This window comes from Devosia faecipullorum (assembly GCF_015158295.1).
Lineage (GTDB): Bacteria > Pseudomonadota > Alphaproteobacteria > Rhizobiales > Devosiaceae > Devosia > Devosia faecipullorum.
The window spans coordinates 94041-114736 of record NZ_JACDXV010000003.1; the positions used below are offsets into that span (position 1 = coordinate 94041).

20 protein-coding genes are annotated in these 20696 nt (G+C 62.8%); 8 read left to right on the top strand and 12 right to left on the bottom strand.

The genetic code is table 11. From position 1 onward, the window contains the following. Positions 1–187: 187 nt before the first annotated feature. A complete protein-coding gene (locus H0482_RS09785; RefSeq protein WP_193729872.1) occupies positions 188–1111 on the top strand; it encodes a LysR family transcriptional regulator in 924 nt (307 codons plus the stop codon). Between the two features lie 41 nt (positions 1112–1152). After that, on the top strand, positions 1153–4068 hold the full coding sequence (locus H0482_RS09790; protein ID WP_193729873.1) for an FAD-binding and (Fe-S)-binding domain-containing protein: 2916 nt from the start codon (positions 1153–1155) through the stop codon (positions 4066–4068). 9 nt (positions 4069–4077) lie between these two features. Here the strand turns inward: H0482_RS09790 and H0482_RS09795 are convergent, their stop codons facing one another. Next, positions 4078–4635, bottom strand: coding sequence for an SH3 domain-containing protein (locus H0482_RS09795; RefSeq protein ID WP_210319142.1), 558 nt, complete (start codon positions 4633–4635; stop codon positions 4078–4080). Positions 4636–4738: 103 nt separating this feature from the next. Here H0482_RS09795 and H0482_RS09800 point away from each other — a divergent pair, with 103 nt between their 5' ends. The 4 genes from H0482_RS09800 to truB all read left to right on the top strand — a co-directional run bounded on the left by H0482_RS09800 (position 4739) and on the right by truB (position 7952). Then, on the top strand, positions 4739–5758 hold the full coding sequence (locus tag H0482_RS09800) for a 2-hydroxyacid dehydrogenase (RefSeq protein ID WP_193729874.1): 1020 nt from the start codon (positions 4739–4741) through the stop codon (positions 5756–5758). A gap of 171 nt (positions 5759–5929) precedes the next feature. Continuing rightward, positions 5930–6589 (top strand): hypothetical protein, encoded by a 660-nt coding sequence (locus H0482_RS09805; protein WP_193729875.1) that lies wholly within the window; start codon positions 5930–5932, stop codon positions 6587–6589. 33 nt (positions 6590–6622) lie between these two features. Further along, the gene (gene rbfA / locus H0482_RS09810; protein ID WP_193729876.1) at positions 6623–7036 is read left to right on the top strand and encodes a 30S ribosome-binding factor RbfA; all 414 of its coding nucleotides are present in this window, start codon (positions 6623–6625) and stop codon (positions 7034–7036) included. Beyond that, complete coding sequence (gene truB, locus H0482_RS09815; RefSeq protein ID WP_193729877.1) at positions 7005–7952, top strand: tRNA pseudouridine(55) synthase TruB; 948 nt, start codon at positions 7005–7007, stop codon at positions 7950–7952. The genes rbfA and truB overlap by 32 nt, the downstream gene beginning before the upstream one ends. Positions 7953–7961: 9 nt before the next feature. Here truB and H0482_RS09820 read toward each other — a convergent pair whose 3' ends face one another. The 9 genes from H0482_RS09820 to H0482_RS17035 all read right to left on the bottom strand — a co-directional run bounded on the left by H0482_RS09820 (position 7962) and on the right by H0482_RS17035 (position 15576). Beyond that, positions 7962–8426 (bottom strand): MmcB family DNA repair protein, encoded by a 465-nt coding sequence (locus H0482_RS09820; RefSeq protein WP_193729878.1) that lies wholly within the window; start codon positions 8424–8426, stop codon positions 7962–7964. After that, positions 8419–9609, bottom strand: a complete 1191-nt coding sequence (locus H0482_RS09825; protein WP_193729879.1) for an MFS transporter — start codon at positions 9607–9609, stop codon at positions 8419–8421. The genes H0482_RS09820 and H0482_RS09825 overlap by 8 nt, the downstream gene beginning before the upstream one ends. Beyond that, complete coding sequence (locus tag H0482_RS09830; protein WP_193729880.1) at positions 9606–10778, bottom strand: MFS transporter; 1173 nt, start codon at positions 10776–10778, stop codon at positions 9606–9608. Before H0482_RS09830 ends, H0482_RS09825 begins: the two co-directional genes overlap by 4 nt. A gap of 275 nt (positions 10779–11053) precedes the next feature. Further along, positions 11054–11407 (bottom strand): septal ring lytic transglycosylase RlpA family protein, encoded by a 354-nt coding sequence (locus H0482_RS09835; RefSeq protein WP_193729881.1) that lies wholly within the window; start codon positions 11405–11407, stop codon positions 11054–11056. A gap of 595 nt (positions 11408–12002) precedes the next feature. After that, positions 12003–12638 carry a peroxiredoxin gene (locus H0482_RS09840; protein ID WP_193729882.1) on the bottom strand — a complete coding sequence of 212 codons (636 nt, stop codon included), beginning with the start codon at positions 12636–12638 and terminating at the stop codon, positions 12003–12005. A 162-nt stretch (positions 12639–12800) separates the two neighbouring features. After that, positions 12801–13331: a CreA family protein gene (locus tag H0482_RS09845; protein WP_193729883.1), complete on the bottom strand. Its 531-nt coding sequence runs from the start codon at positions 13329–13331 to the stop codon at positions 12801–12803. A gap of 58 nt (positions 13332–13389) precedes the next feature. Further along, positions 13390–14211, bottom strand: a complete 822-nt coding sequence (locus H0482_RS09850; protein ID WP_193729884.1) for an amino acid ABC transporter permease — start codon at positions 14209–14211, stop codon at positions 13390–13392. 141 nt (positions 14212–14352) lie between these two features. Beyond that, positions 14353–15141, bottom strand: coding sequence for a substrate-binding periplasmic protein (locus H0482_RS09855; RefSeq protein WP_193729885.1), 789 nt, complete (start codon positions 15139–15141; stop codon positions 14353–14355). Positions 15142–15207: 66 nt separating this feature from the next. Continuing rightward, positions 15208–15576 (bottom strand): YegP family protein, encoded by a 369-nt coding sequence (locus H0482_RS17035; RefSeq protein WP_193729886.1) that lies wholly within the window; start codon positions 15574–15576, stop codon positions 15208–15210. A gap of 140 nt (positions 15577–15716) precedes the next feature. Between H0482_RS17035 and H0482_RS09865 the strand changes: the two genes are divergently transcribed. Beyond that, a complete protein-coding gene (locus tag H0482_RS09865) occupies positions 15717–17375 on the top strand; it encodes an MBL fold metallo-hydrolase (protein ID WP_193729887.1) in 1659 nt (552 codons plus the stop codon). Between the two features lie 24 nt (positions 17376–17399). On the opposite strand, the gene H0482_RS09870 is transcribed toward H0482_RS09865, so the two are convergent. After that, on the bottom strand, positions 17400–18422 hold the full coding sequence (locus H0482_RS09870) for a DUF2793 domain-containing protein (RefSeq protein ID WP_193729888.1): 1023 nt from the start codon (positions 18420–18422) through the stop codon (positions 17400–17402). Between the two features lie 69 nt (positions 18423–18491). Continuing rightward, complete coding sequence (locus H0482_RS09875) at positions 18492–19187, bottom strand: TetR family transcriptional regulator C-terminal domain-containing protein (RefSeq protein WP_193729889.1); 696 nt, start codon at positions 19185–19187, stop codon at positions 18492–18494. Positions 19188–19360: 173 nt separating this feature from the next. On the opposite strand from H0482_RS09875, the gene H0482_RS09880 reads away from it, so the two are divergent. Beyond that, the gene (locus H0482_RS09880; RefSeq protein WP_193730027.1) at positions 19361–20641 is read left to right on the top strand and encodes an aspartate aminotransferase family protein; all 1281 of its coding nucleotides are present in this window, start codon (positions 19361–19363) and stop codon (positions 20639–20641) included. The last annotated feature ends 55 nt before the right edge of the window (positions 20642–20696 follow it).

A 20696-nucleotide genomic window follows, 5' to 3' on the forward strand; every position in this document is an offset into this window, starting at 1 on the left:
AATACGCGGCGGCTGCCAAGAGAAATTGCCGATCCCTCCCCTATTTGACCCGACCTCCCAGGCAGGGTCCGGCCATGTCCCGAGATTTTCCGGGCCGATCCGGGAGCCAGTCTGGAACAAAAAAACCGACTGGCAAACTACGAAATCATCCGCGTATTATAGAAAAAATCTATGCCAAGGGACGAGAATGGACAAGTTGCTCAATCAATTCCTCGCCGTGGCCGATGCGGGTTCGCTCAGCGGCGCGGCCACCAATCTTTTCATCACCCAGCCAACCCTGACCTTCAATATGCGCAAGCTGGAAGAACAGATAGGCACGCCGTTGTTCGAGCGTTCCTCGCGCGGCGTCCGGCTTACCCGTTATGGCGATACGCTCTATGAAAACGCGCAACTCATGCGCCGACTCTATGACAATACGCTCGACGCCATTGCCGACCAGCAGCGCGGCACCGAGCGCGGGCTCTCCATCGGCTCGGGTTATTCATGGTGGACCATGTTTCTCAAGGACATGATCATCACCTATCAGCGCGAATTCCCCAAATCTCCGGTGCAGGTCAGCCTGGGCAACCAACTCCGGCTGATGGATCAATTGCTCTCGGGCGACATCTCCATGTTCCTGGCGCACGAAATCGACGGATTGAGCTCGGCGATCGGCACCGATTTTGTGCCGCTGACTCGCGTCTACAACGCCTTTTTCGTACGTGCCGGACACCCGCTTCTCGGGGACGGTCGCAGCCAATCGGATGTAGATGCCTATCCGGTTGTCATTTCTTCGCTTGCCGAAAGCCGGCATGAACGCTTCTTCGATCCGTCCCGCAGGCGAACGCGCGTAGAGACGGTGTTCGACCATGCCACCTATGCCTTCCGCTCCAATTCGCTGGCGGCCTGCATCGACTACACCCTGAGCACCGAGGCTGTTCTGCTGCACACCCACATGATGCGCGACGATTTCCGCGAGCGGGGATTGTTCGAAGTCGAGCAATCGGGGGAGCCGCGCCGCGCCGTCACCGGCATCTATGTGCTCAAGGAGCGTCGCGGCGACGAGCGCATCGAGGACATGATCCTGCGCATCACCAAGGCCGCCCATGCTGTATTGCCGCCACTTGCATGAATCCGCTTCGCTTTGGCAAGCTAACATGTTAGTGACCCAACATGCAGCACACCCCCTCCTTCTCGCTTCAACCCCATGCTCCCACCCCATTGCGCCTCGCCGCCGGCGAACGCGTTGCCCTGCGCCTAAAGGGGCGCGTAAACGGCGCGATCCATACCGATCCGCTGATGACCTATGCCTGGAGCGGGGATGCGAGTTCCTATCGGCTGATCCCAGCCGTGGTGGTCTTCGTCAATTCCGAGGACGAGGTGCGCGCCGTGTTCGAGGCAGCCCGGGCCGAGGGTCTTCCCGTTACCTTCCGCGCTGCCGGCACTTCGCTATCCGGGCAGGCGGTGACCGATGGCGTCCTCGCCGTGCTGGGCGATGGCTGGCGCAAGCTGGAAATCCTGGACGGCGCGGAGCGGATCACCCTCGGACCGGCCATAATCGTGGCCGAGGCCAATCGGGCGCTCAAGCGCTTCGACCGCAAGATCGGGCCCGATCCGGCAAGCCAGGCCACCTGCAAGATCGGCGGCGTAGTCAATAACAATTCCTCGGGCATGTGCTGCGGGGTGGCGCAGAATACCTATCACACCATGGCGCGGCTCAGGATCGTGCTGGTGGATGGCACCATGCTGGATTCGGGCGACGAGGCCAGTTGCGATGACTTCCGCCGCAGCCATGCCGGCATGCTGGAGCAGTTGCACGCCCTCCACCACGAGATCATGGCCGATGCCGACCTGGCCGGCTTGATCCGCGAAAAATACCGCATCAAGAATACGGTCGGATATTCGCTCAATGCCCTGGTCGACTACCACGACCCGCTCGACATCCTCATCCACCTGATCGTGGGTTCGGAAGGCACGCTCGGCTTCGTTTCCGAAGTCACTTACAATACCGTGCCCGAACACCCCTTCAAGGCGACCGGGCTCATTCCCTTTCCCGATCCGCAATCGGCAGGCCGCGCCATCATCGAAATGGCCAATGGCGGCGTGCAGGTGACGACGGGGGTGACGGCGGCCGAATATATCGAGCGGCGCGCCTTGGCGACGGTGGAGCATCTGGCGCCCATGGCTCCGCTTCTGCCCTGGCTCACCGAAAACTCTCCCGCCGTGCTCATCGATGTGACCGCGCCTGACGCGGAAACACTGGTCAGCGAGGTAAAAAAAGCCGAGGCCCTACTCGCCCGGCACGGCGCCGCCCATATCGATCTTTCCACCGACGAGCATCGCAGCCACGCGTTGTGGGACATCCGCAAGGGGTTTTTCACCTCGGCGGGAGCAGCGCGCCCCAAGGGCAGCATCATGCTCACCGAGGACGTGGCCGCGCCCATCGAGCGGCTGGCCGATTTCGTGATCGACCTGCGGGCTTTGCTCGACGATCACGGCTATGCCGACGCAGTGATTTTTGGTCATGCCCTAGCGGGCAATCTGCATTTCCAGATGGGCGACGATTTTTCCAAGCCCGGCGCGGCGGAGAAATTCGATCTCTTCAACCAGGAATTGAGCCAGCTGGTGTCACTGCGCTACAAGGGCTCGCTCAAGGCCGAGCACGGCACCGGCCGTGCCATCGCCCCCTTCGTCGAGGTCGAATGGGGCGCCAAGGCCTATGCGATCATGCATAAGATCAAGGCGATCTTTGATCCGGAACGCCTGCTCAACCCCGGCGTGCTGCTCAATGACGACGACAAGATCCATGTCAAGAACCTCAAGGTCATGCCGCTGGCCGACGAAATGGTCGACCTGTGCATCGAATGCGGGTTCTGCGAGCCAGCCTGCCCCAGCCACCACCTGACCCTGACGCCGCGCCAGCGTATCGCGGTGACGCGCGAGCGGGCACGGTTGCGGGAAAGCGGCGAAGACCCGGCGCGGCTGGCCCGTTTCGAGGCGGATTTCCAATATGCCGGGCTCGATACCTGCGCCGCCTGCAATCTCTGTTCACTGCGCTGCCCCGTCGGCATCGAAACCGGCACGATGATCATGGGCGAGCGCGCCCGCCGCCGCGGCGGCACCGCCCGAACCATTGCAAGCTTCGCCGCCGATCATCGCGGCGCGGTCGAAACCATGATGCGGGGCGGGGTAGCCATCGCGGACGCCGCCCGCACCGTGTTTCCGGCCCCCGCTCTCGAAGCGGTGACCGAAGCGGCGCGACGGCTGACCGGCAAGCGCGTGCCGCGCGTCTCAAGGGCGCTGCACCATGGTCCGGGTACGCCCAAGGCCCGCGATACGCACCAGGATCCGCGCCAGAGCGGATTTCCCGTGCCTATTGCCCAGACCGGGCGGCCGTCCATCGTCTATTTCCCCTCCTGCCCCAATCGCATGTTCGGCACGCCGAAAACCGCACATGGCCTCTTGCAAACGTCAGAAGCCATGGTCCTCCTGCTCGAACGCGCTGGCTATGACGTCATCATTCCCGACCATCTCAATGGCCAATGCTGCGGCCAACCGTTTCAGTCCAAGGGCTTTCCCGAGGAGGCAGCGCGGGTGGGCGGCGCGCTCAACGCCGAATTGTCCACGTTGAGCGAAGCGGGCCGACTGTCGGTGGTCACCGATGCCTCAACCTGCGCCAAGCATTTGCAGGAATTTCCCGGTGACGCCGCCGTCGCCGATTCGGCGCAATTCCTCTTCACCCATGTCCTGCCCAAACTGACCATTGCCCAAACCCTGCCGGTCGTCGCAGTGCACCACAATTGCTCGGCTCAGCGCCTGGGGGAGCAAAGCATGACCGAGGCCATCGCCGCGGCCTGCGCAGAATACGTCGCGGTCCTGTCCTCAATCACCTGCTGCGGCTATGCCGGGGACAAGGGCCTGTTCGTGCCCGAACTCAATGCCCATGCGACGCGCCGGGTGCAGGCGGATATTCCCGAAGGGTGTGAATTGGGGATTTCGACCATATCGACCTGCGCTTCGGGGCTGTCCGAACATGCCGGCCTGCCCTTTGTCGGACTGGCCAGCCTGCTCGAATGGGCGACGCGGTAACCGCTGGGCCTAGTCGAAGACTTCGTCGGGATAGACGCCCCAGATTTCTTCCTGGCTCACCCAGCCCGAATAGGTGCCACTCTCCCCGCTCTGGCTGGCCGAAACCCGGCACCAGGCGCCATCGCATTCGCTGACGCTGACGCGCACGCCGCCCGCCAGCCGGGCGCGCACTGGCGCCTCACTCGAGCCATTGACCCGCATCTCGACTTCGCCATTGGCCAGAAGTGGCACGGCATAGCCGACACGTGTGCCGGCGAGCAGGCTTTGGTGAACCCAACCCTCGTCCCCGTCGAAATCACGGATTTTTCGCCAGGTGTCGAATTCCTGGATGATTTCCACCGGCACGCCGGGAACTAGAAAATTCCAGGCGATCTCATAGCGCGTGCCGGGGCCGACACGCACATTGATCGGGCTGGAGCGGGTACTGACGAAGCGCGGCAGTTTGAGGCCGCTGGGATTATCCTGCGCCAAAATCGGCATGGGCGCCGCCGGAATCAGCGCCGCCAGAGCCAGCAGAACCAGTAGAATGGGGCGCATAAGGCCCGGAAAAGCGGGCAAACGGAACATCGCTTTGCAGACGGAATAGAATTGCCCTATCACTAACCCATGATCCTTAATGGTCGCTAAAGCTGCGCGAAAGCCCGGCCCGAACGAACCGCATCCGGTCCGCATGACATCAAGCAAACCCAAGATCCTGGTCACCAGACGCCTGCCCGAAGCCATCGAAGCGCGCATGGCAACCCTGTTCGAAACCGATGTCAACGAGGCCGATCTGGCGCTCACCCATGAGGATATCCTCATGGGCCTCGAGGGCAAGGACGTCCTGGTTTCCACCATTACCGACCGGATCGACGCCGAGCTGATCGCCCGTCTGCCCAAAAGCGTGCGGCTCATTGCCCAATTTGGCAATGGGGTCGACAATATCAATCTCGAAGCGGCCTGGGCGGCGGGCCTCACCGTCACCAATACGCCTTCGGTGCTCACCGAGGACACTGCCGACATGGCCACAGCGCTAATGCTGGCGCTGCCACGGCGTCTTGTGGAAGGCACGCAGATGCTGTTGCGCGACCGGGCCTGGGCCGGCTGGTCGCCCACGTCAATGCTCGGCCATCGCCTGCGCGGCAAGATGCTGGGCATAGTGGGCATGGGGCGGATCGGCACCGCCGTCGCCAATCGGGCGCGGGCCTTCGGGCTTTCCATCCATTATTATTCCCGCAATCGCCGTCCTCCCGGCATCGAAACGCCACTGGGCGCCACCTATTGGGACGATCTCGGCGCCATGCTGGCCGCAGTGGACATCGTCTCGCTCCATACCCCGCTGACCCGCGACACGCACCGCATCCTTTCCGCCAGGCAGCTTGCCTCCATGAAAAAGGGCGCGCACCTGATCAATGTCAGCCGCCCCGAATTGCTGGATGAAGAAGCACTGATCGCCCAATTGGAAGCCGGCCATCTTGCCGGCGCCGCCCTCGACGTCTTCGACAATACCAATGGCATCAATCCGCGCCTTCTGGCACTAGCCGAGGCCGGGCGGGTGGTGCTTACCGCCCATATGGCCTCGGCGACGCTGGAGGCGCGCGTCGAGATGGGCGAGGCAGTGATCGTCAATATCCGCACCTTCATGGACGGACACCAGCCGCCCCACCGCCTGCTCCCCGAAACCCCGATTCCCCGCGCGGCGCGCGCCTGACTGTTGCAGCATTTCCGCAGCCAGACGGGCTTTGCAACAGTGCCGGATCGATCTGCTTGCGCGGCGCGGTTTTCAACCCTAATGGTCGGCCTGTCCGCTCCGGCACGGGGGCATGCCAGAGGCGGATGCCACGAGGCTGATCGCCTCGTCCTTTGGGTTTAGGAGAGCCCTGTGTCGAAGACCAGATCCGCCATAATTTTCCTGGCAGGCGCCATGCTTGCGCTGCCCGCCACTGCCCAGCAGGACGCCGCGCCGCTCGTGGTCGATGGCGAACAGCTGGTATTGAGCGCGCTCGGGCAGGATCTTGCCCTGCCATTGCCGAATTGGGGGGAATTGGACGGCGCCACGCCAGCAAATCTGCTCGACCTGGTCTCGGTCTATTTTCGCGAAGACGCCGGGCAGGCGCGGCTCGAAATCTATCCACGCGGCGAGGGCGAGGCGCTCTGGACCCGGCTTTATGGGGCACGTTTGTTCGATCAGCCAGGACTTGCGCTGACCAATCTGCGCTCGGTGATTGTCGACGTCTATGCGCGCGCCTGCCGCCCCGACAGCGTGGCCCTGTTCCAGCTCGAAGCCGACAATGGCGACGCTATTCCTCCGCTGGGCTTTGTCTGCGGCGCCTATCGCGACCTGCCCGGCTATGCCGGACAGGGCGAAGTGATGGTCATGGGCTTTTCCAAATCCGACAAGGGCGTGGCCATTGTCTATGAGGAATGGCGGGGCAAAGCCTTCGATCCGGCGGATTCTGACACCTGGCCGGTCTCAACCGAGCAGATCGAGGCGCGGATCGCCCAGTTCAAGGCCGAGGCGTCATTGACGCCGGTGGATTGACGCCGCCCTCCTTAGGCCGTAAGCCGCTTTCCCATGAAAAAAGACCCAAAAGCCGCCGGCCCCAGCCAGCGCATGCTGCGCGTCGGAGAACTGGTCCGCCATGCTCTGGCGGCGCTGTTCGCGCGCGGCGAAATCGAGGATGAGGCCTTGCGCGGCGCGGTAGTGACCGTGCCCGAGGTGCGCATGACCCCCGACCTCAAGCTCGCCAATGCCTATGTCATGCCGCTGGGCGGCATGCATGCCGAAGAGATCGTCGCCGCGCTCAACCGGCACCGCAAGTTCATCCGCGGCCGCATTGCCCCGCAGATCGATCTCAAATACGCGCCCGAGGTCCGCTTTTTCGTAGACGACACTTTCGAGGAAGCCGGCCGCATCGACGCGCTGCTGCGCTCTGACCGGGTCAAGCGCGATCTCGATGACGACAGCGACGAAACCAGCGAAGACTGATTCAACCTTGACGCAAGCCAAGTCGAAAAAGCGCGCCATCTCCGGATGGATCGTGCTCAACAAGCCCTATGACATGACCTCCACCCAGGCGGTGGGCAAGGTGCGCTGGCTGTTTTCCGCCGCCAAGGCGGGCCATGCCGGCACGCTCGATCCGCTGGCGACGGGCATATTGCCCATTGCGCTGGGCGAGGCGACCAAGGCCGTGCCCCAGGTCCAGGACGGCACCAAGATCTATCGGTTCACCATTGGCTGGGGCAAGGCCACTTCCACCGATGACATCGAGGGCGAAGTCATCGCGACGTCAGAGGTGCGGCCGGAGCGGGCAGCGCTCGAAACGGTGCTGCCGCGCTTTACCGGCACGATCATGCAGCGCCCTCCCGCTTTTTCCGCGATCAAGGTCGATGGCGAACGGGCCTATGATCTGGCCCGTGCCGGCGAGCAGGTGGAACTGGTGGCCCGCCCCGTCGATATCGACGCTATCGAGCTGGTCGAACATGGCAGCGAGAGCACCATTCTCGAGGTCACCTGCGGCAAGGGCACCTATGTGCGGGCGCTGGCGCGCGACATTGCCGAGGCCCTCGGCACGTTTGGCCACGTCACCAGCCTGCACCGCGCGGCGGTCGGCCCGTTCACCGACGCCAATGCCGTGACCATCGAAGCGCTGGAGGCGGCGGAGGCCGGGCCGGCGCGGGATGCACTGATGGCGCCGCTGGAGCTGGGATTGGCCGACCTGCCGGAAATCCGGCTCGATGCCAGCCAGGCCAATGCGGTGAGCCATGGCAATGCCGTCTTGCTGACCGGCGCGGGGGCGCCGGTGTCGGAGGACGAGTGCTGGGTCAGTTTCAAGGGGAAGGTGCTGGCGACCGGCGCGGTCGAGTTCGGCCAGTTCAAGCCCCGGCGCGTCTTCAACCTCTGACCGTCGTTTTCAGCGCAGACCGGGATCCATCAGCCCATGGATGCGATCCGCGCCCAGCCGTGCCAGCTTGAGCATCAGCGCCTTGCGGCGCGCCGGAGCCAGGGGCGTATCGGGACTATCGCGCAGGATGGCTCCATCATGGCCATCGGCGACGATCAATCCCTCGCTGTCCGGAAAGATCGCCGCATCCAGTTCCGGCGGCTTGGCAAAGAAGAACTTGTCGGAAAATTCCCTGTATTCGGGCCATTTTCGGTCCACCTGGAAGTCGATCAGGCTCGACTTGATCTCGATGATCCAGATTTCGCCCTTGGGGCCGACCGCCAGGATATCGGCGCGGCGACCATTGGCCAGCGGCACTTCGGCATAGCACGCCATGTCATGGCGCTCGCGCAACATGCGCATGGCGCCGCGCTGTACCCGCAATGCCGTCGCCGATTGGCGCAGATCGACAAGGGGTTCGCGCCCGTCACCCATTGGGGCCCAAAGGCTCGGGCGGCAGGCCCACCGGCGCCTCGATCTTGCGCTCGCCCAGTGCAAAGCTCGAAGCCCAGAGGCCGGCCAGAAGCAAGGGCAGGCAGATGAGGTATGAGGCCCTGATATTGATGAATTCGGCCACGAAGCCGAGCAGTGGCGGTGCCAAGAAGAACACCACGAAACTCACCTGGCCGAGCGCGGCGACATTGACGGCTGCGGGCCGGTCGGTGCGCTGGGCCGCCGCCGATACGGCCAGCGGATAGACCGCCGAGCAGCCTGCGCCCATCAGCGCAAATCCAAGCAAGGCCAGTTCCGGACCCGGCGCGGCGCCCACAAGCAGCGCCCCGAAACTGGCCAGGGTCAGCATGACCATGGCCACATTGCGCGGTCCGAAACGGGCGACGATGGGGTCGGCAGTCAGCCGCATCAGCGCCATGAAGAAGGCGAAGAGCGTGAGCCCCATGCCGCCCACAAAGGGCTCGGCGGCGAATACGTCGCGCATGTAGATGGCCGACCAGTCGATACCGGCCCCCTCGACGAGGAAAGCAGCAAAACCGATGAGGCAAAGCGGCAGCAGCCCGATCGTGGGAAAGGCGAAACGGTGCTCGCTCGTCCCTTGCCCGGTGCGAACGGGCCGGGGCTCGTTGCTGGCACCGTAGATCAGGTAGCCGCCGATGCCGACGACAACAATGGCGACGATGCCCATATGCATGCCGGCGGACAGGCCCGATTGGCGGATCATGGCGCCAAACAGGGCGGTGATGAAGAAACCGACGCTCCAGAAACCATGGGCCCGGTTCATGAAGCGCTTGCCGGTCCGGGTCTCCAGCCGATCGATCTCGACATTGAGATTGATTTCCAGCGCTCCCGACAACAGCCCGACGATGAATAGGACGCCGAACATGGCAGGGGCATTGGGCAGCCAGGGAATGGTGGCAAAAAGGATCGCCGGGCCGAGCGTGGTGAAAAATGCCGTGGTGCGGAAACCCAGCCGGTCGATGATCGGCGCCCCGATGGTGAGGGAAATGAGCGAGCCGATGGCCATGCCGATCATGGTGAGGCCGAGCTGGCCTTCGCTGACCCCGAGATGAGTCTGAATATCGGGCAGGCGCGCCATCAGCGCCCCGGTGGTGACCGCGAAGAAGAAGAAGCAGGCATAGATGCGGTGCTGAGGCGCGATCATGGCGTTGCCGTTCTGGTCACGGGCCGTGGCGCCAGCACATGGGCAGTGGCGAGGCCCAGCGCCACCAGCGGCAGGCCGACGCCAAAGGTCCATTGGATGCCGTAATGCTCGGCGATGAGGCCAAGAAGCGGCGGGCCAAGCAGGAAGGCGGTGAAGGAGAATTGCGCCAGCGCGGCGACATTGATCGCCGCCGGACGATCGGTGCGCTGCGCGGCAGCGGACATGGCGAGCGGAAAGAGGGCGCTGGAGCCGATGCCGATCATGGCAAAGCCGAGATAGGCGGCCCAGGCCGATGGCGCCAGGAACACGATGACGACGCCGATGCCCAGAATGCACAGCAAAATGCGCGCCACCCGCACCGGGCTAAGGCGATCGACGAAGCCATCGGCGAAGAAGCGGGCAAAGGCCTGAGAGCCTGCAACAATTGCCACGGCAAAGCCGGCCCAGAAGGGTTCGGCGCCGAAAATGTCGCGCATATAAATGGCCGACCAGTCGATGCCGGCGCCCTCCATCAGCATGGCCGAGAGGCAGACCCCGACCAGCAGCATGATGGCGGTTGTCGGCCGGGCAAGGCGGGGCGTTTCATCGGTGCTGGACGTCGCCCGGTGCGGCGCGGGCTGAAATTGACCAAGGATAACAAGGGTCGCGACGAGCACGACGGGGATCATCGCGATGAGGTGAAGCTGGGGCGAGACGCCCATTTGCGCGACTAAGGCGCCGACCATGCCGGCGGAGAAAAAACCCAGGCTCCAGAAGGCGTGGGCGCGGCTCATGATGCGCTTGCCGACGGCGTGTTCCACCCGGTCGGCCTCGATATTGATGATGATTTCGATGGCGCCGATGGTGAGGCCCACCGGGATCAAAAGCAGAAAGAACATCAGCGGCCCATTGGCCCACATGGCCAGCGCATAGAGCATGGAGAGCAACGGAATGGCGAAAAGCAGCGTGCGCCGATAGCCGATCCGCTCGATGATGCGACCGGCAAAAGTCAATGAAATCAAGGTGCCTACGGCCGAACCGACCAGGGCCAGGCCCAGCTGGCCCTCGCCCACACCCATGGCGCGCTGGATGTCGGGCAGGCGGGGAAACATCGAGCCCATACAGAATGAATAAACGAAAAACGCCCCAAAGACCTTAATCTGGGGCGACAGGGCTAGGCCGAATCGCATGTCTGGAAATGCTCAAAAGATCAGTCCGCGCCAGACTAGGATATTTTCGCCGGGCTGAGAATGGGCTTGTTGTAACGATGCCAATGATGACGCGAGGGCGGTATAGCGGTGGCTTTTCGCGCCCCGATCAGCAGCACACTGACCCCGTTTCGTCGCCGCAAGGAGCGATTGGTTAACAGACTGCCAACACCAATCCGCCGGTGGCGCGACGGCAAGAAAAAAGGACCGCCCCACGGAAGGGGGCAGCCCTTTGCAACGTCCCGGGAGGAGACGGATTATCCTTCGGCAATGCACACAGTGGTGACGCCGCGATTGCGGAAGCCGAGCGCGGTGGCTGCGGCCTTGGAAAGATCGATGATACGCTTGCCGTGGAACGGGCCGCGGTCATTGATGGTGACTTCGACGGAATTTCCGGTCCGTTGGTCGACGACTTCGACCTTGGTGCCGAATGGCAGGGTACGATGCGCCGCCGTCATGGCGTTCTCGTTGAAGGTTTCGCCCGATGCGGCCTTTTTCCCATGGAAACCGGGGCCGTACCAGGAAGCGCCGCCACATTGGGCATAGGCTGCACTGGAAAAACTCAAGACACTTGCAGCACAGATGGCGGCGATAACGGCTTTCTTAGTCAATGATCCTGGCTCACTGATGTTGATGATGCCGGGGGTCTTAAGGAGGACGCCGGGCCACAATGTGAGCAAAACCGGCACTTTCGGCCGCCGGGGGCCGATTGTTGCGCCTTTGCCGCAGGTGGAAAGCGGAAAACTGTTAACTTTAACAGCCCGAGTCTTGGAAAATGTAGAAATCGAATCCGCGAGTCAGACGAATCATTATTGCCAGACTGCTGGATTCAACCGGACTCGAGAACCAGTTTGCGACCTGTGGCCGATAGGCAACGGTTCCGGCAAAGCTGACCTGTTCTGCGCTTTTTGCGGGTTCCCCGGTGGAAAAGTGCCGGAATTCCGGCCTTGCGGACCGGGTTTGGGGCGGGAATGTGGCGGAAAGACTGGCGCGCTTGCGCGGTCGCCACAGGTTCGTCCGGCAATCCATTAGTTGGATCGGTGAACTGGATTGCCCGGACAAGCCGGGCAATGACGATAGAAGGGAGGCGTTCGGGCCAGACCGGGACACGCCGGGCAAGGGCGAGGGGCAGACATGGGGCACGCGGCTACAAAAAGGGCGATGGCACAGCCACCGCCCTTTCGGTCACGGAGATGTCGGGATGGATCAGCCCTTGGGCTGGGCCACGATGCGCAGATAGGGCTTGAGCTCTTTCCAGCCCTCGGGGAACTTGGTCTTGGCGTCTTCATTGGAGACGGAGGGGACGATGATGACGTCCTCGCCATTCTCCCAATTGACCGGGGTAGCCACCTGATGCCTGGCGGTGAGCTGGAGGCTGTCGATGACGCGCAGCACTTCATTGAAATTGCGGCCGGTGGACGCGGGATATTCGATCTTGAGCTTGACCTTCTTGTCCGGCCCGATGACGAAGACCGAGCGCACGGTCAGCGTGTTGTCGGCATTGGGATGGATCATGTCATAGAGACGGGCCACCTCGCCCTTGGGATCGGCCAGGAGCGGGAAATTGAGCGCGGTGCCCTGCGTCTCCTCGATGTCGCCGACCCAGCGGCGGTGATCCTCGATCGGGTCGACCGAAAGGCCCAGAACCTTGACGCCGCGCTTTTCGAATTCGGGCTTGAGCTTGGCGGTAAAGCCCAGTTCGGTGGTGCAGACGGGGGTGAAATTGCGCGGATGGCTGAACAAGACCGCCCATGAACCATCGATGTAATCGTGGAAATGGATATTGCCCTCGGTGGATTCGAGGGTGAAATCGGGGGCGGTGTCGCCAATCAGGATAGCCATTATCGTCTTCCTTGCCCGCCAATGCGGGTCCATATGCACTTCAGTCAGAATATCGTGCTCAAAGCCACTGGTTGAAGCGGCCGGGAGCGGAATGGTTTTGCCTTGTTTGCCGCCGGTTGGGCAAGCCTTTGCCGGCAGATCGGGCGTGGCGAAACGCCTCGATTATTCGCCCTGCACCATGACCGAGTCCTGAACGGGCTTGGCCGCGGGGGCGCCCCGCGTCCAGGTCACGTCCTGTCCGCCAAGGGGAATGACCGAAAGGCTCATCTTGCCTGAACCCTGCTGCAATTGGCGGGCATGGGCGAGATAGATCAGCGCATTGTTATTGGCATCGTAGATGCGGGTGACGCGCAGCGATTTCCAGATCAGCGAACGGCCCTGCTGGAAGATTTCCTGGCCGCCGGCGCTGGTGCGGATATTGCCGATGGTGATGGGACCGGTCGCCGAGCAATCGAGCGCCGAATAGGAGGGATCCTCGAACCAATTGCCCTGGCTGATCCGATCGATGAAGGAGCGGTTGAAGAAGGCCAGATGGCAGACGACGCCGTCCACGTCGGGATCGGCCAGCGCCTCGATGGAAATGTCATTGCCGGTCCAGTCCACGCCGACATTGCCCACTTCCCCACCCCGTCCGCAGGCGGCCAGCGCCAGCGCGGCAAAGGCGATGATGGCGAAACGGGCGGTTCTTCGCATGGCAATCTCCAGATGTTGACCAACAGATGGGGTGCGAAAGGGCCGCTGGCAAGCCCGTTCAGGTCCGCATGCGGGTATCCATCACCCGCTCCAGCCAGCGCACCAGCAGGGAAAGCGAAATGGTCATGGTGAGATAAAGGAAGGCGACGACATTATAGGTCTCGAAAAACAGAAAGCTTGATGACGCGGAAAGCTTGCCCAACAAGGTGATGTCCTGCACCCCCAGGGCCGAGACCAGCGCCGAATCCTTGACCATGGAAACAAAGTCATTGCCCAGCGGCGGCAGGATGGTGCGCAGGGCCTGAGGAAAGATGATGAAGCGGAAGCAATGAAAGCGGCTGAGCCCCAGCGAGCGCGCCGCCTCGATCTGGCCGCGCCCCACCGCCTCGATGCCGGCGCGGAAAATCTCGGCGATGAAGGCCGAATAGCAGATGGTGAGCGCGAAAATGGCGCGCCAGACGAAATCGAAGCCGCGCACGCTGGCCTGGGGAAGAAGGCCCCATTCGATCAGCGGCGCGAAGAACCAGTTGAAGCCGGCGACCATGGCGGGGGCGGCGACGAAGGCGATGTAGAAGAGAAAGACCAGGATGGGGATGCCACGGATGATCTCCACATAGAAGGTGGCGATTTCGCGCAGCACCCGGATCGGGGAGGTGCGGGCCAAGGCGACCAGGAGGCCAAGCAGGGTGGCCGCGATGAAGGCGACGAAGGTGACCCAGAGCGTGGTCAGCACGCCCCCCGACAGGGTGCGGAAAATGTCGGCATAGGTCTGGTTGGCGGTGATGGCCCAGAGCCCGATGACAAACAGCAACAGGATGGCCAGCAGCCAATAGGGCAGGCGGGCAAAAAGAGACGGACGGCGGTGCGGGCGAGAGGTCATGAGGCGGACTGGAAGGCGGCGAGCGCCGAACTCTTGATAAAAGTCACCAAAGGGCTTGCCCCGCTGGTCCAGGCTCGTTGCGCGCTGGATTGCCGGGACACGCCCGGCAATGACGTTTGTGAAGATGGCGCGACGACAGGATCATTCCGCCGAATATTGGAAGAACCAGTAATTGATGCGCTCATCGAGCCAGCCTTCCTCGCGCAATTGGTCGAGAGCGGCGTTGAAGGGAGCGACCAGATCGGAGCCGGGGGTCAGGATGAAACCGAGCGGATCGGACTTGATGGATTCGCCCACCTGCTTGAAGGCCCCCGGATCGGCGCCGATATAGCCGCTGGCTGCCGCCTGATCGGCGATGACGGCATCGACGTCGCCGGCCTTGACCGCCTGCACCGCCGCCCCGAAGCTGTCGAAGGTCTTGACGCGCGGATTGGCCTCGTCGCCGTCGAGCACGTCATAGATGGCCGAGTAGAAGGACGAGGTGCCGGCCTGGGCGCCGAACAGCAGATCGGCGTTTTCGGCAAAGCTCTCGGGACCGTCAATGCGCTCCTCGTCGGCGCGCACCAGGAAATATTGTTCGACGGTGATGAAGGGCTCGGTGAAGTCGATCTGCTGGGCGCGTTCCTCACTGATGGTGATGCCATCGGCGCCGATGTCGAACTGGCCGCTGCGCACGCTCTCGATCATCACGTCCCAGGCGGTCAGCTGCCATTCGACCTGGGCATTGAGCCGCTTGGCGATTTCATTGATGACGTCATATTCCAGCCCGATGCCATTGCCATCCGCATCGGCGAAATTGAGCGGATAATAGGCATTTTCGGTGACCGCATGGATGGTTCTGCCACCCAGATCGGGCAGGGACTGGGCCAAAGCGGGGGTGGCGGCCAGCACCAGGGCGGCGCTGGCGAGAAGAGCGGTGATCTTGATCATGAGGCTGACATCTCCCGGAAGGTTCCGCCGGGAGACTAGACCAAGGGGATCGGCTTTGGGAATAGATCAGGCGAGGTCGTTAACTTCGGCACCGGGGCCGTTCTTTTTCAGCGAGTCGATGGCGTTCTTGGCGCTGGCCTTGGACGTATAGGTTTCGGTGCGCACCATGGTCTCGCCATTGCTGGCGACGAAGCGCACGAAATGCTGGCCATCCTTGGAGGCGACGATCTCGAAGCGATAGCCGGTGCCGGTTTCGTCCTTGGAAAGATCAACGACAGCGGCTTCGGGAGCGTTCTTTTTCAGCGATTCAATGGCACTTTTGGCGCTGGCCTTCTGCTTGTAATTCTCGGACCAAAAAATCTTCTCCGCATTGTAGGAAAAGTCGAACTTGAACTGATCGTTCGCCGCTGCGGTGACATTGAACTTGTGTGCCATGACGCTGGCCTCCCGTGAATCTTGCCGACAAAGACTAACGCAAAGTCGGCAATTGAAAAGGCATTAATTGCGCGCCGGGGGTGTACGGGGTCGCCGCTGTGGCGCTAGGGTCGGAGGTACAAAGCGAAAAGGAGCGCGCCATGACCGTATGTCTGCATTTCCACGGCGCGGCGGGCACGGTCACCGGCTCGTGCTACCGGATCGTGCATCCGGGGGGACAATTCCTCGTCGATTGCGGCCTGTTCCAGGGCAATAAGAGCGTGCGCGACCTCAATCTCAAGCCGACGCCCTTCGATCCGAGGCAGATCGACTTCCTCTTACTCACGCATGCCCATATCGATCATGCGGGCCTGTTGCCCAAGCTCTATGGCGAGGGCTGGCGCGGGCCGATGTGGATGACCGAACCCACTGCGGGATTGCTCGAATACCTCTTGCCCGACAGCGCCGGCATCCAGGAAAGCGAGGCCGAGCGCGAAACCAAAAAGCGCGGCAGGCGCGGGGATGAGCCGGCCAGGCCGCTTTATACGATGGAAGATGCCGAAGAGGCGCTCAACCATCGCCGGACCTGCCAATATCGGGAATGGTTCGAGCCGGGGCCGGGGGTGAGGGCGCGCTATTGGAATGCCGGGCACATTATCGGCTCGGCCTCGATCGAGGTGGAGGTCCGGAACGGGGACGGCGAGCCGGTGCGGCTGATGTTTTCGGGCGATATCGGGCCGGACGAGAAAGTGTTCTATGCCGAACCCGAAGGCCCGTCGGGCTTCGACTATATCCTTTGCGAAAGCACCTATGGCGGCCGCGAAAGGGTCGATTACACGCTGGCGCAGCGGCGCGAGGCGCTGAAGAGCGAAATCAACACTGCCCTGCAACGGGGTGGCAATCTGATCATTCCGGCCTTCGCGGTGGAGCGCAGCCAGGAATTGCTGCACGATATCGGCCTTCTGATCAAACAGGGGGAGATCGATCCGCGCCTCGTCGTGCTCGACAGCCCGCTCGCCAGCAAGGTCACCGGCGTCTATCGCAAATATGCGCGCATGTTCGAGGATACCGAGCTGTCCGCCGACGAATTGTTCAGCGATCCGCGCTTCCGCATCATCGAGGCGGTGGAGGAATCCAAGGCGCTGAACGCCATCAAGGGCGGCGCCATCATCCTGTCGGCCTCGGGCATGGCCGATGCCGGCCGCATCAAGCATCACTTGCGCAACAATCTCATCCGCGCCAATGCCACGGTGCTGTTCGTGGGCTATCAGGCGCCAGGCACGCTGGGCCAGATCATTCTCTCGGGAGCGCGGGAAGTACGCATCCACGGCAATCTGGTGCCGGTGCGGGCGGCAGTGCGCGCCATGGGCAATTATTCGGCCCATGCCGACCATTCCGAATTGATGGACTGGATCGCCGAGCGCCTGCCGGCGCATGGGGCGCTGTTCCTCACCCATGGCGAGGACGAGGAGCGCCATGCCCTGCGCGACGCCGTGCTGGCCACCGGCAGGCTGGGTGGCGACCAGGTGATCCTGCCCCAGCTCGACGATTATTTCGAGCTGACCGTCGCCGGCATAAAGGCGGCGCGGCAGCCGGAAGCGCGACGGGTCGATCTGCGGCAGCTGCCGCAGGACTGGCACAATCAATTTTCCGATTTCACCATCAGGCTGAGCCAGCGCCTGCATGAATTGCCCGACAAGGACAAGCTGACGCTGATGCTGGCGCTGCAGGGGCAATTGTCGGCATTGGGGGCCGAGGAAAGCCCCCGCCCGGTGCCGACGCCGGTGACCCCGGTGGAGACGCAGGCCTTCGACGAATAGAAAATGGCGGGAAAGGGAGCGCGCTCAGCGCGCCCCCAGGGCCTCCACCTGCCCCGCCAATTCCTGCACCGCCCGGATCAGGGGGGCGATGAACTGGTCGTAGCGCAGGGCCTGCAAACTCTCCGGTTCGGCGGGATCGGCCAGGACGTGACCGCCGAATTTGTGGCCGGCGAGAATTTCGGCGACCTCCTGGGCGATGAGGCCGTAATGGACAAAGCCATCGTCCTCCTTCCAGGAAAAGCGCACCGGCCGGAGCGCGGCGATGAACGCCAGGCCGAGATCGGAGGGCGCGATGCGGGCCTTGTGGCGGGCGTCCGAGGTCTGGATGGTGCCGGTGGCCGACCAGATCGCCGACCAGCGCGCGCCCGAGGCGCCAAGGGCCTCTGCATTATCGGCGGCAGGGCGCAGATTGCCGGAAAAAATGGCGGCGCCGGTCGTCGCATCGATGGTCAGCGCCTCAAGCCAGTCGAGGCCATCGGCACTGACCTTGATGCGCCAATTGTCGTCACCCATGAGACCCATTTCGGCGCGGCCGGACCAGTTGGACTGGAACAGCAGGCTGGCGGTGTCGGCGGAAGCGGCCTTGTTGATCTTGAGCTGGTGGCCGGCGCCCTCATGACTGAGCAGCGACGCCGCGGCGGCCACGGCGAGGCGATTGACCGGATCGGCGGACGTATTGACGCCCCATTGCGGCAGGCCGGGACCGAAAGCGGCGACCGGCACCCATTGGCTGCCCGAATAGATCAGCAGCGCATCGCCGGCCCGGTCAAAGACCTGCCAGCCCTCGGCCGGATCGTAAAAACGCCAGGCGCCGGACTGGAAGGCGGCGATCTCGTCGCCATGGCCGGCCCAGGCGCCGCTGGCCGCTTCGGGCACGATCCAGGCCTCGCCGGGCAGCGGCGAGACCGGCGGCGCGGCGAGGAGCCGGGACTGGACGATGGGCTGCACCAGCGCGTCGAGCCGTTCGAGCGCTTCGTTATGGGTGATGTGCTTGAGGGCCTGTCCGGCCATGATGAAGGGCAGGTCGAGGCGGGCGGTGTGATCCATGATCGGGCTCCAAAATGATGGGGAGCTCAGTCTGGGACCGCGGCAAAGGGCGGGGATAAGCGGAAGAAATCAGGAGCTTTCCGGCAGTTTTGCTGCTTTCGGGCGTGGAGAAAGCCCGTGCATGAACAATTGCTCGAGATAGAGCGCAGCGTCGTCGAACCGCCCCTCGCCGTTGCGATTGCCACCGAGGACGGCGCGGACCTGCACGTCGAAATCGGCGTAATGCTGGGTGGTGGCCCAGATGGAAAAGATCAGGTGATAGGGATCGGCGCGGGCCAGCTTGCCCTGGTCCATCCAGAGCAGCAGGATCTTGGCCTTTTCATCGACGAGGTTTTTCAGATCGACCTCGATCATGTCGATGACATGCTCGGCCCCGCGCAGCATTTCATTGGCAAAGAGCCGGCTTTCGCGCGGGAAGTCGCGCGCCATTTCCAGTTTGCGGCGGATATAGGAGCGGATTTCGGAAAAGGGGTCGCCTCTTTCGTCCATCTCGCGCAGGGGGGCGAGCCAGGTATCGAGCAGCGTGCCGATGAGGCGGCGGTGAATCTCTTCCTTTTTGGGAAAATAATAGAGCAGGTTGGGTTTGCTCATCCCCGCCACTTCGGCGATCTGGTCGATGGTTGAGCCGCGAAAGCCGTGCACCGAAAACACCTCCAGCGCCGCTTCGAGAATGATGTCCTGCTTTTCCTTCTGGATACGGGTCAAGGGACGCTGGCGCGCCGCCGCTTTTGCGGGGGTGACGGATTTCACTTTTCTCGGTGCCATTTTCGCCTTGCGGGAATGTGTAGGGATGCTAACATTTTTCCAACTGGTCAAAATTTCTTGGGTTCGCGTTCCAACGTCAAGACCCAAAACAGAATCCAGTCCTTTTCATCGGGAGCGAGAGTTTCGTGTCCACTTCATCCAACGTTGCGCCGAACGACCTCAGCGCGTTCTGGATGCCCTTTACGGCAAACCGGCAATTCAAGAAATCCCCGCGCATGTTCGTGGCGGCCAAGGACATGCATTACACGACCAGCGATGGGCGGCAGGTGCTGGACGGCACGGCGGGCCTGTGGTGCGTCAATGCCGGCCATGCGCGGCCCAAAATCGTCGAGGCCATTGCCAGCCAGGCGGCTGAACTCGACTATGCCCCCGCTTTCCAGATGGGCCATCCCAAGGCGTTCGAGCTGGCCAACCGGCTGGTGGACCTCGCCCCCGAAGGGCTCGACCACGTGCTGTTCACCAATTCGGGCTCCGAATCGGTGGATACGGCGCTCAAGGTGGCGCTGGCCTATCACCGCGCCAAGGGCGACGGCAGCCGTTTCCGCCTGATCGGGCGCGAGCGCGGCTATCACGGGGTCAATTTCGGCGGCATTTCGGTCGGCGGCATCGTGCCCAACCGCAAGATGTTCGGCACGCTGCTCACCGGCGTCGATCACCTGCCCCATACCCATAACCTCGCCAAGAACGCCTTTTCGCGCGGCGAGCCGGAACATGGCGCCGATCTGGCCGATGAACTCGAACGCATTGTGGGCCTGCACGACGCCTCGACCATCGCGGCGGTCATCGTCGAGCCGGTCGCCGGTTCGACCGGCGTGCTGATCCCGCCCCCGGGCTATCTGCAGCGCCTGCGCGATATCACCAAGAAGCACGGCATCCTGCTGATCTTCGACGAAGTGATCACCGGTTATGGGCGTCTGGGCACCCCGTTCGGCGCCGATTATTTCGGGGTCGTGCCGGACATCATGATCACCGCCAAGGGCCTGACCAATGGCGTCATTCCCATGGGCGCGGTCTTCGTCTCCAAGGACATTCACGACGCCTTCATGACCGGGCCGGAACATCTGATCGAGTTCTTCCACGGCTATACCTATTCGGGCAATCCGATAGCCTCGGCGGCGGGCCTCGCCACGCTGGAGACCTATAAGGAAGAAGGACTGCTCACCCGCGGCGCGGAACTGGCCAAGGTGTGGGAAGACGGGCTGCATTCCCTCAAGGGGCTGCCCCATGTCATCGATATCCGCAATATCGGGCTGGTCGGGGCCATCGAGCTCAAGCCCATCGATGGCGCGCCGACCAAGCGCGCTTTCGCCGCCTTCCTCAAGGCCTATGACCAGGGCCTGTTGATCCGCACCACCGGCGACATCATCGCCCTGTCGCCGCCGCTGATCGTGACGGAAAGCCAGATCGATCAGATCATTACGACACTTTCGGGCATCCTCAAGACGCTTGAGTAAAATGGAACGAACATTCTATAGATTGGAATATGGAATTTTCGTTCCCGAAAAGGAG

Excerpts from the sequence above, each read along its gene's own strand:
- H0482_RS09785 (WP_193729872.1), top strand. The coding sequence starts at position 188 with ATGGACAAGTTGCTCAATCAATTCCTCGCCGTGGCCGATGCGGGTTCG.
- H0482_RS09790 (WP_193729873.1), top strand. The coding sequence starts at position 1,153 with ATGCAGCACACCCCCTCCTTCTCGCTTCAACCCCATGCTCCCACCCCA.
- H0482_RS09795 (WP_210319142.1), bottom strand. The coding sequence starts at position 4,635 with ATGTTCCGTTTGCCCGCTTTTCCGGGCCTTATGCGCCCCATTCTACTG.
- H0482_RS09800 (WP_193729874.1), top strand. The coding sequence starts at position 4,739 with ATGACATCAAGCAAACCCAAGATCCTGGTCACCAGACGCCTGCCCGAA.
- rbfA (WP_193729876.1), top strand. The coding sequence starts at position 6,623 with ATGAAAAAAGACCCAAAAGCCGCCGGCCCCAGCCAGCGCATGCTGCGC.
- truB (WP_193729877.1), top strand. The coding sequence starts at position 7,005 with ATGACGACAGCGACGAAACCAGCGAAGACTGATTCAACCTTGACGCAA.
- H0482_RS09820 (WP_193729878.1), bottom strand. The coding sequence starts at position 8,426 with ATGGGTGACGGGCGCGAACCCCTTGTCGATCTGCGCCAATCGGCGACG.
- H0482_RS09825 (WP_193729879.1), bottom strand. The coding sequence starts at position 9,609 with ATGATCGCGCCTCAGCACCGCATCTATGCCTGCTTCTTCTTCTTCGCG.
- H0482_RS09830 (WP_193729880.1), bottom strand. The coding sequence starts at position 10,778 with ATGCGATTCGGCCTAGCCCTGTCGCCCCAGATTAAGGTCTTTGGGGCG.
- H0482_RS09840 (WP_193729882.1), bottom strand. The coding sequence starts at position 12,638 with ATGGCTATCCTGATTGGCGACACCGCCCCCGATTTCACCCTCGAATCC.
- H0482_RS09845 (WP_193729883.1), bottom strand. The coding sequence starts at position 13,331 with ATGCGAAGAACCGCCCGTTTCGCCATCATCGCCTTTGCCGCGCTGGCG.
- H0482_RS09850 (WP_193729884.1), bottom strand. The coding sequence starts at position 14,211 with ATGACCTCTCGCCCGCACCGCCGTCCGTCTCTTTTTGCCCGCCTGCCC.
- H0482_RS09855 (WP_193729885.1), bottom strand. The coding sequence starts at position 15,141 with ATGATCAAGATCACCGCTCTTCTCGCCAGCGCCGCCCTGGTGCTGGCC.
- H0482_RS17035 (WP_193729886.1), bottom strand. The coding sequence starts at position 15,576 with ATGGCACACAAGTTCAATGTCACCGCAGCGGCGAACGATCAGTTCAAG.
- H0482_RS09865 (WP_193729887.1), top strand. The coding sequence starts at position 15,717 with ATGACCGTATGTCTGCATTTCCACGGCGCGGCGGGCACGGTCACCGGC.
- H0482_RS09870 (WP_193729888.1), bottom strand. The coding sequence starts at position 18,422 with ATGGATCACACCGCCCGCCTCGACCTGCCCTTCATCATGGCCGGACAG.
- H0482_RS09875 (WP_193729889.1), bottom strand. The coding sequence starts at position 19,187 with ATGGCACCGAGAAAAGTGAAATCCGTCACCCCCGCAAAAGCGGCGGCG.
- H0482_RS09880 (WP_193730027.1), top strand. The coding sequence starts at position 19,361 with ATGCCCTTTACGGCAAACCGGCAATTCAAGAAATCCCCGCGCATGTTC.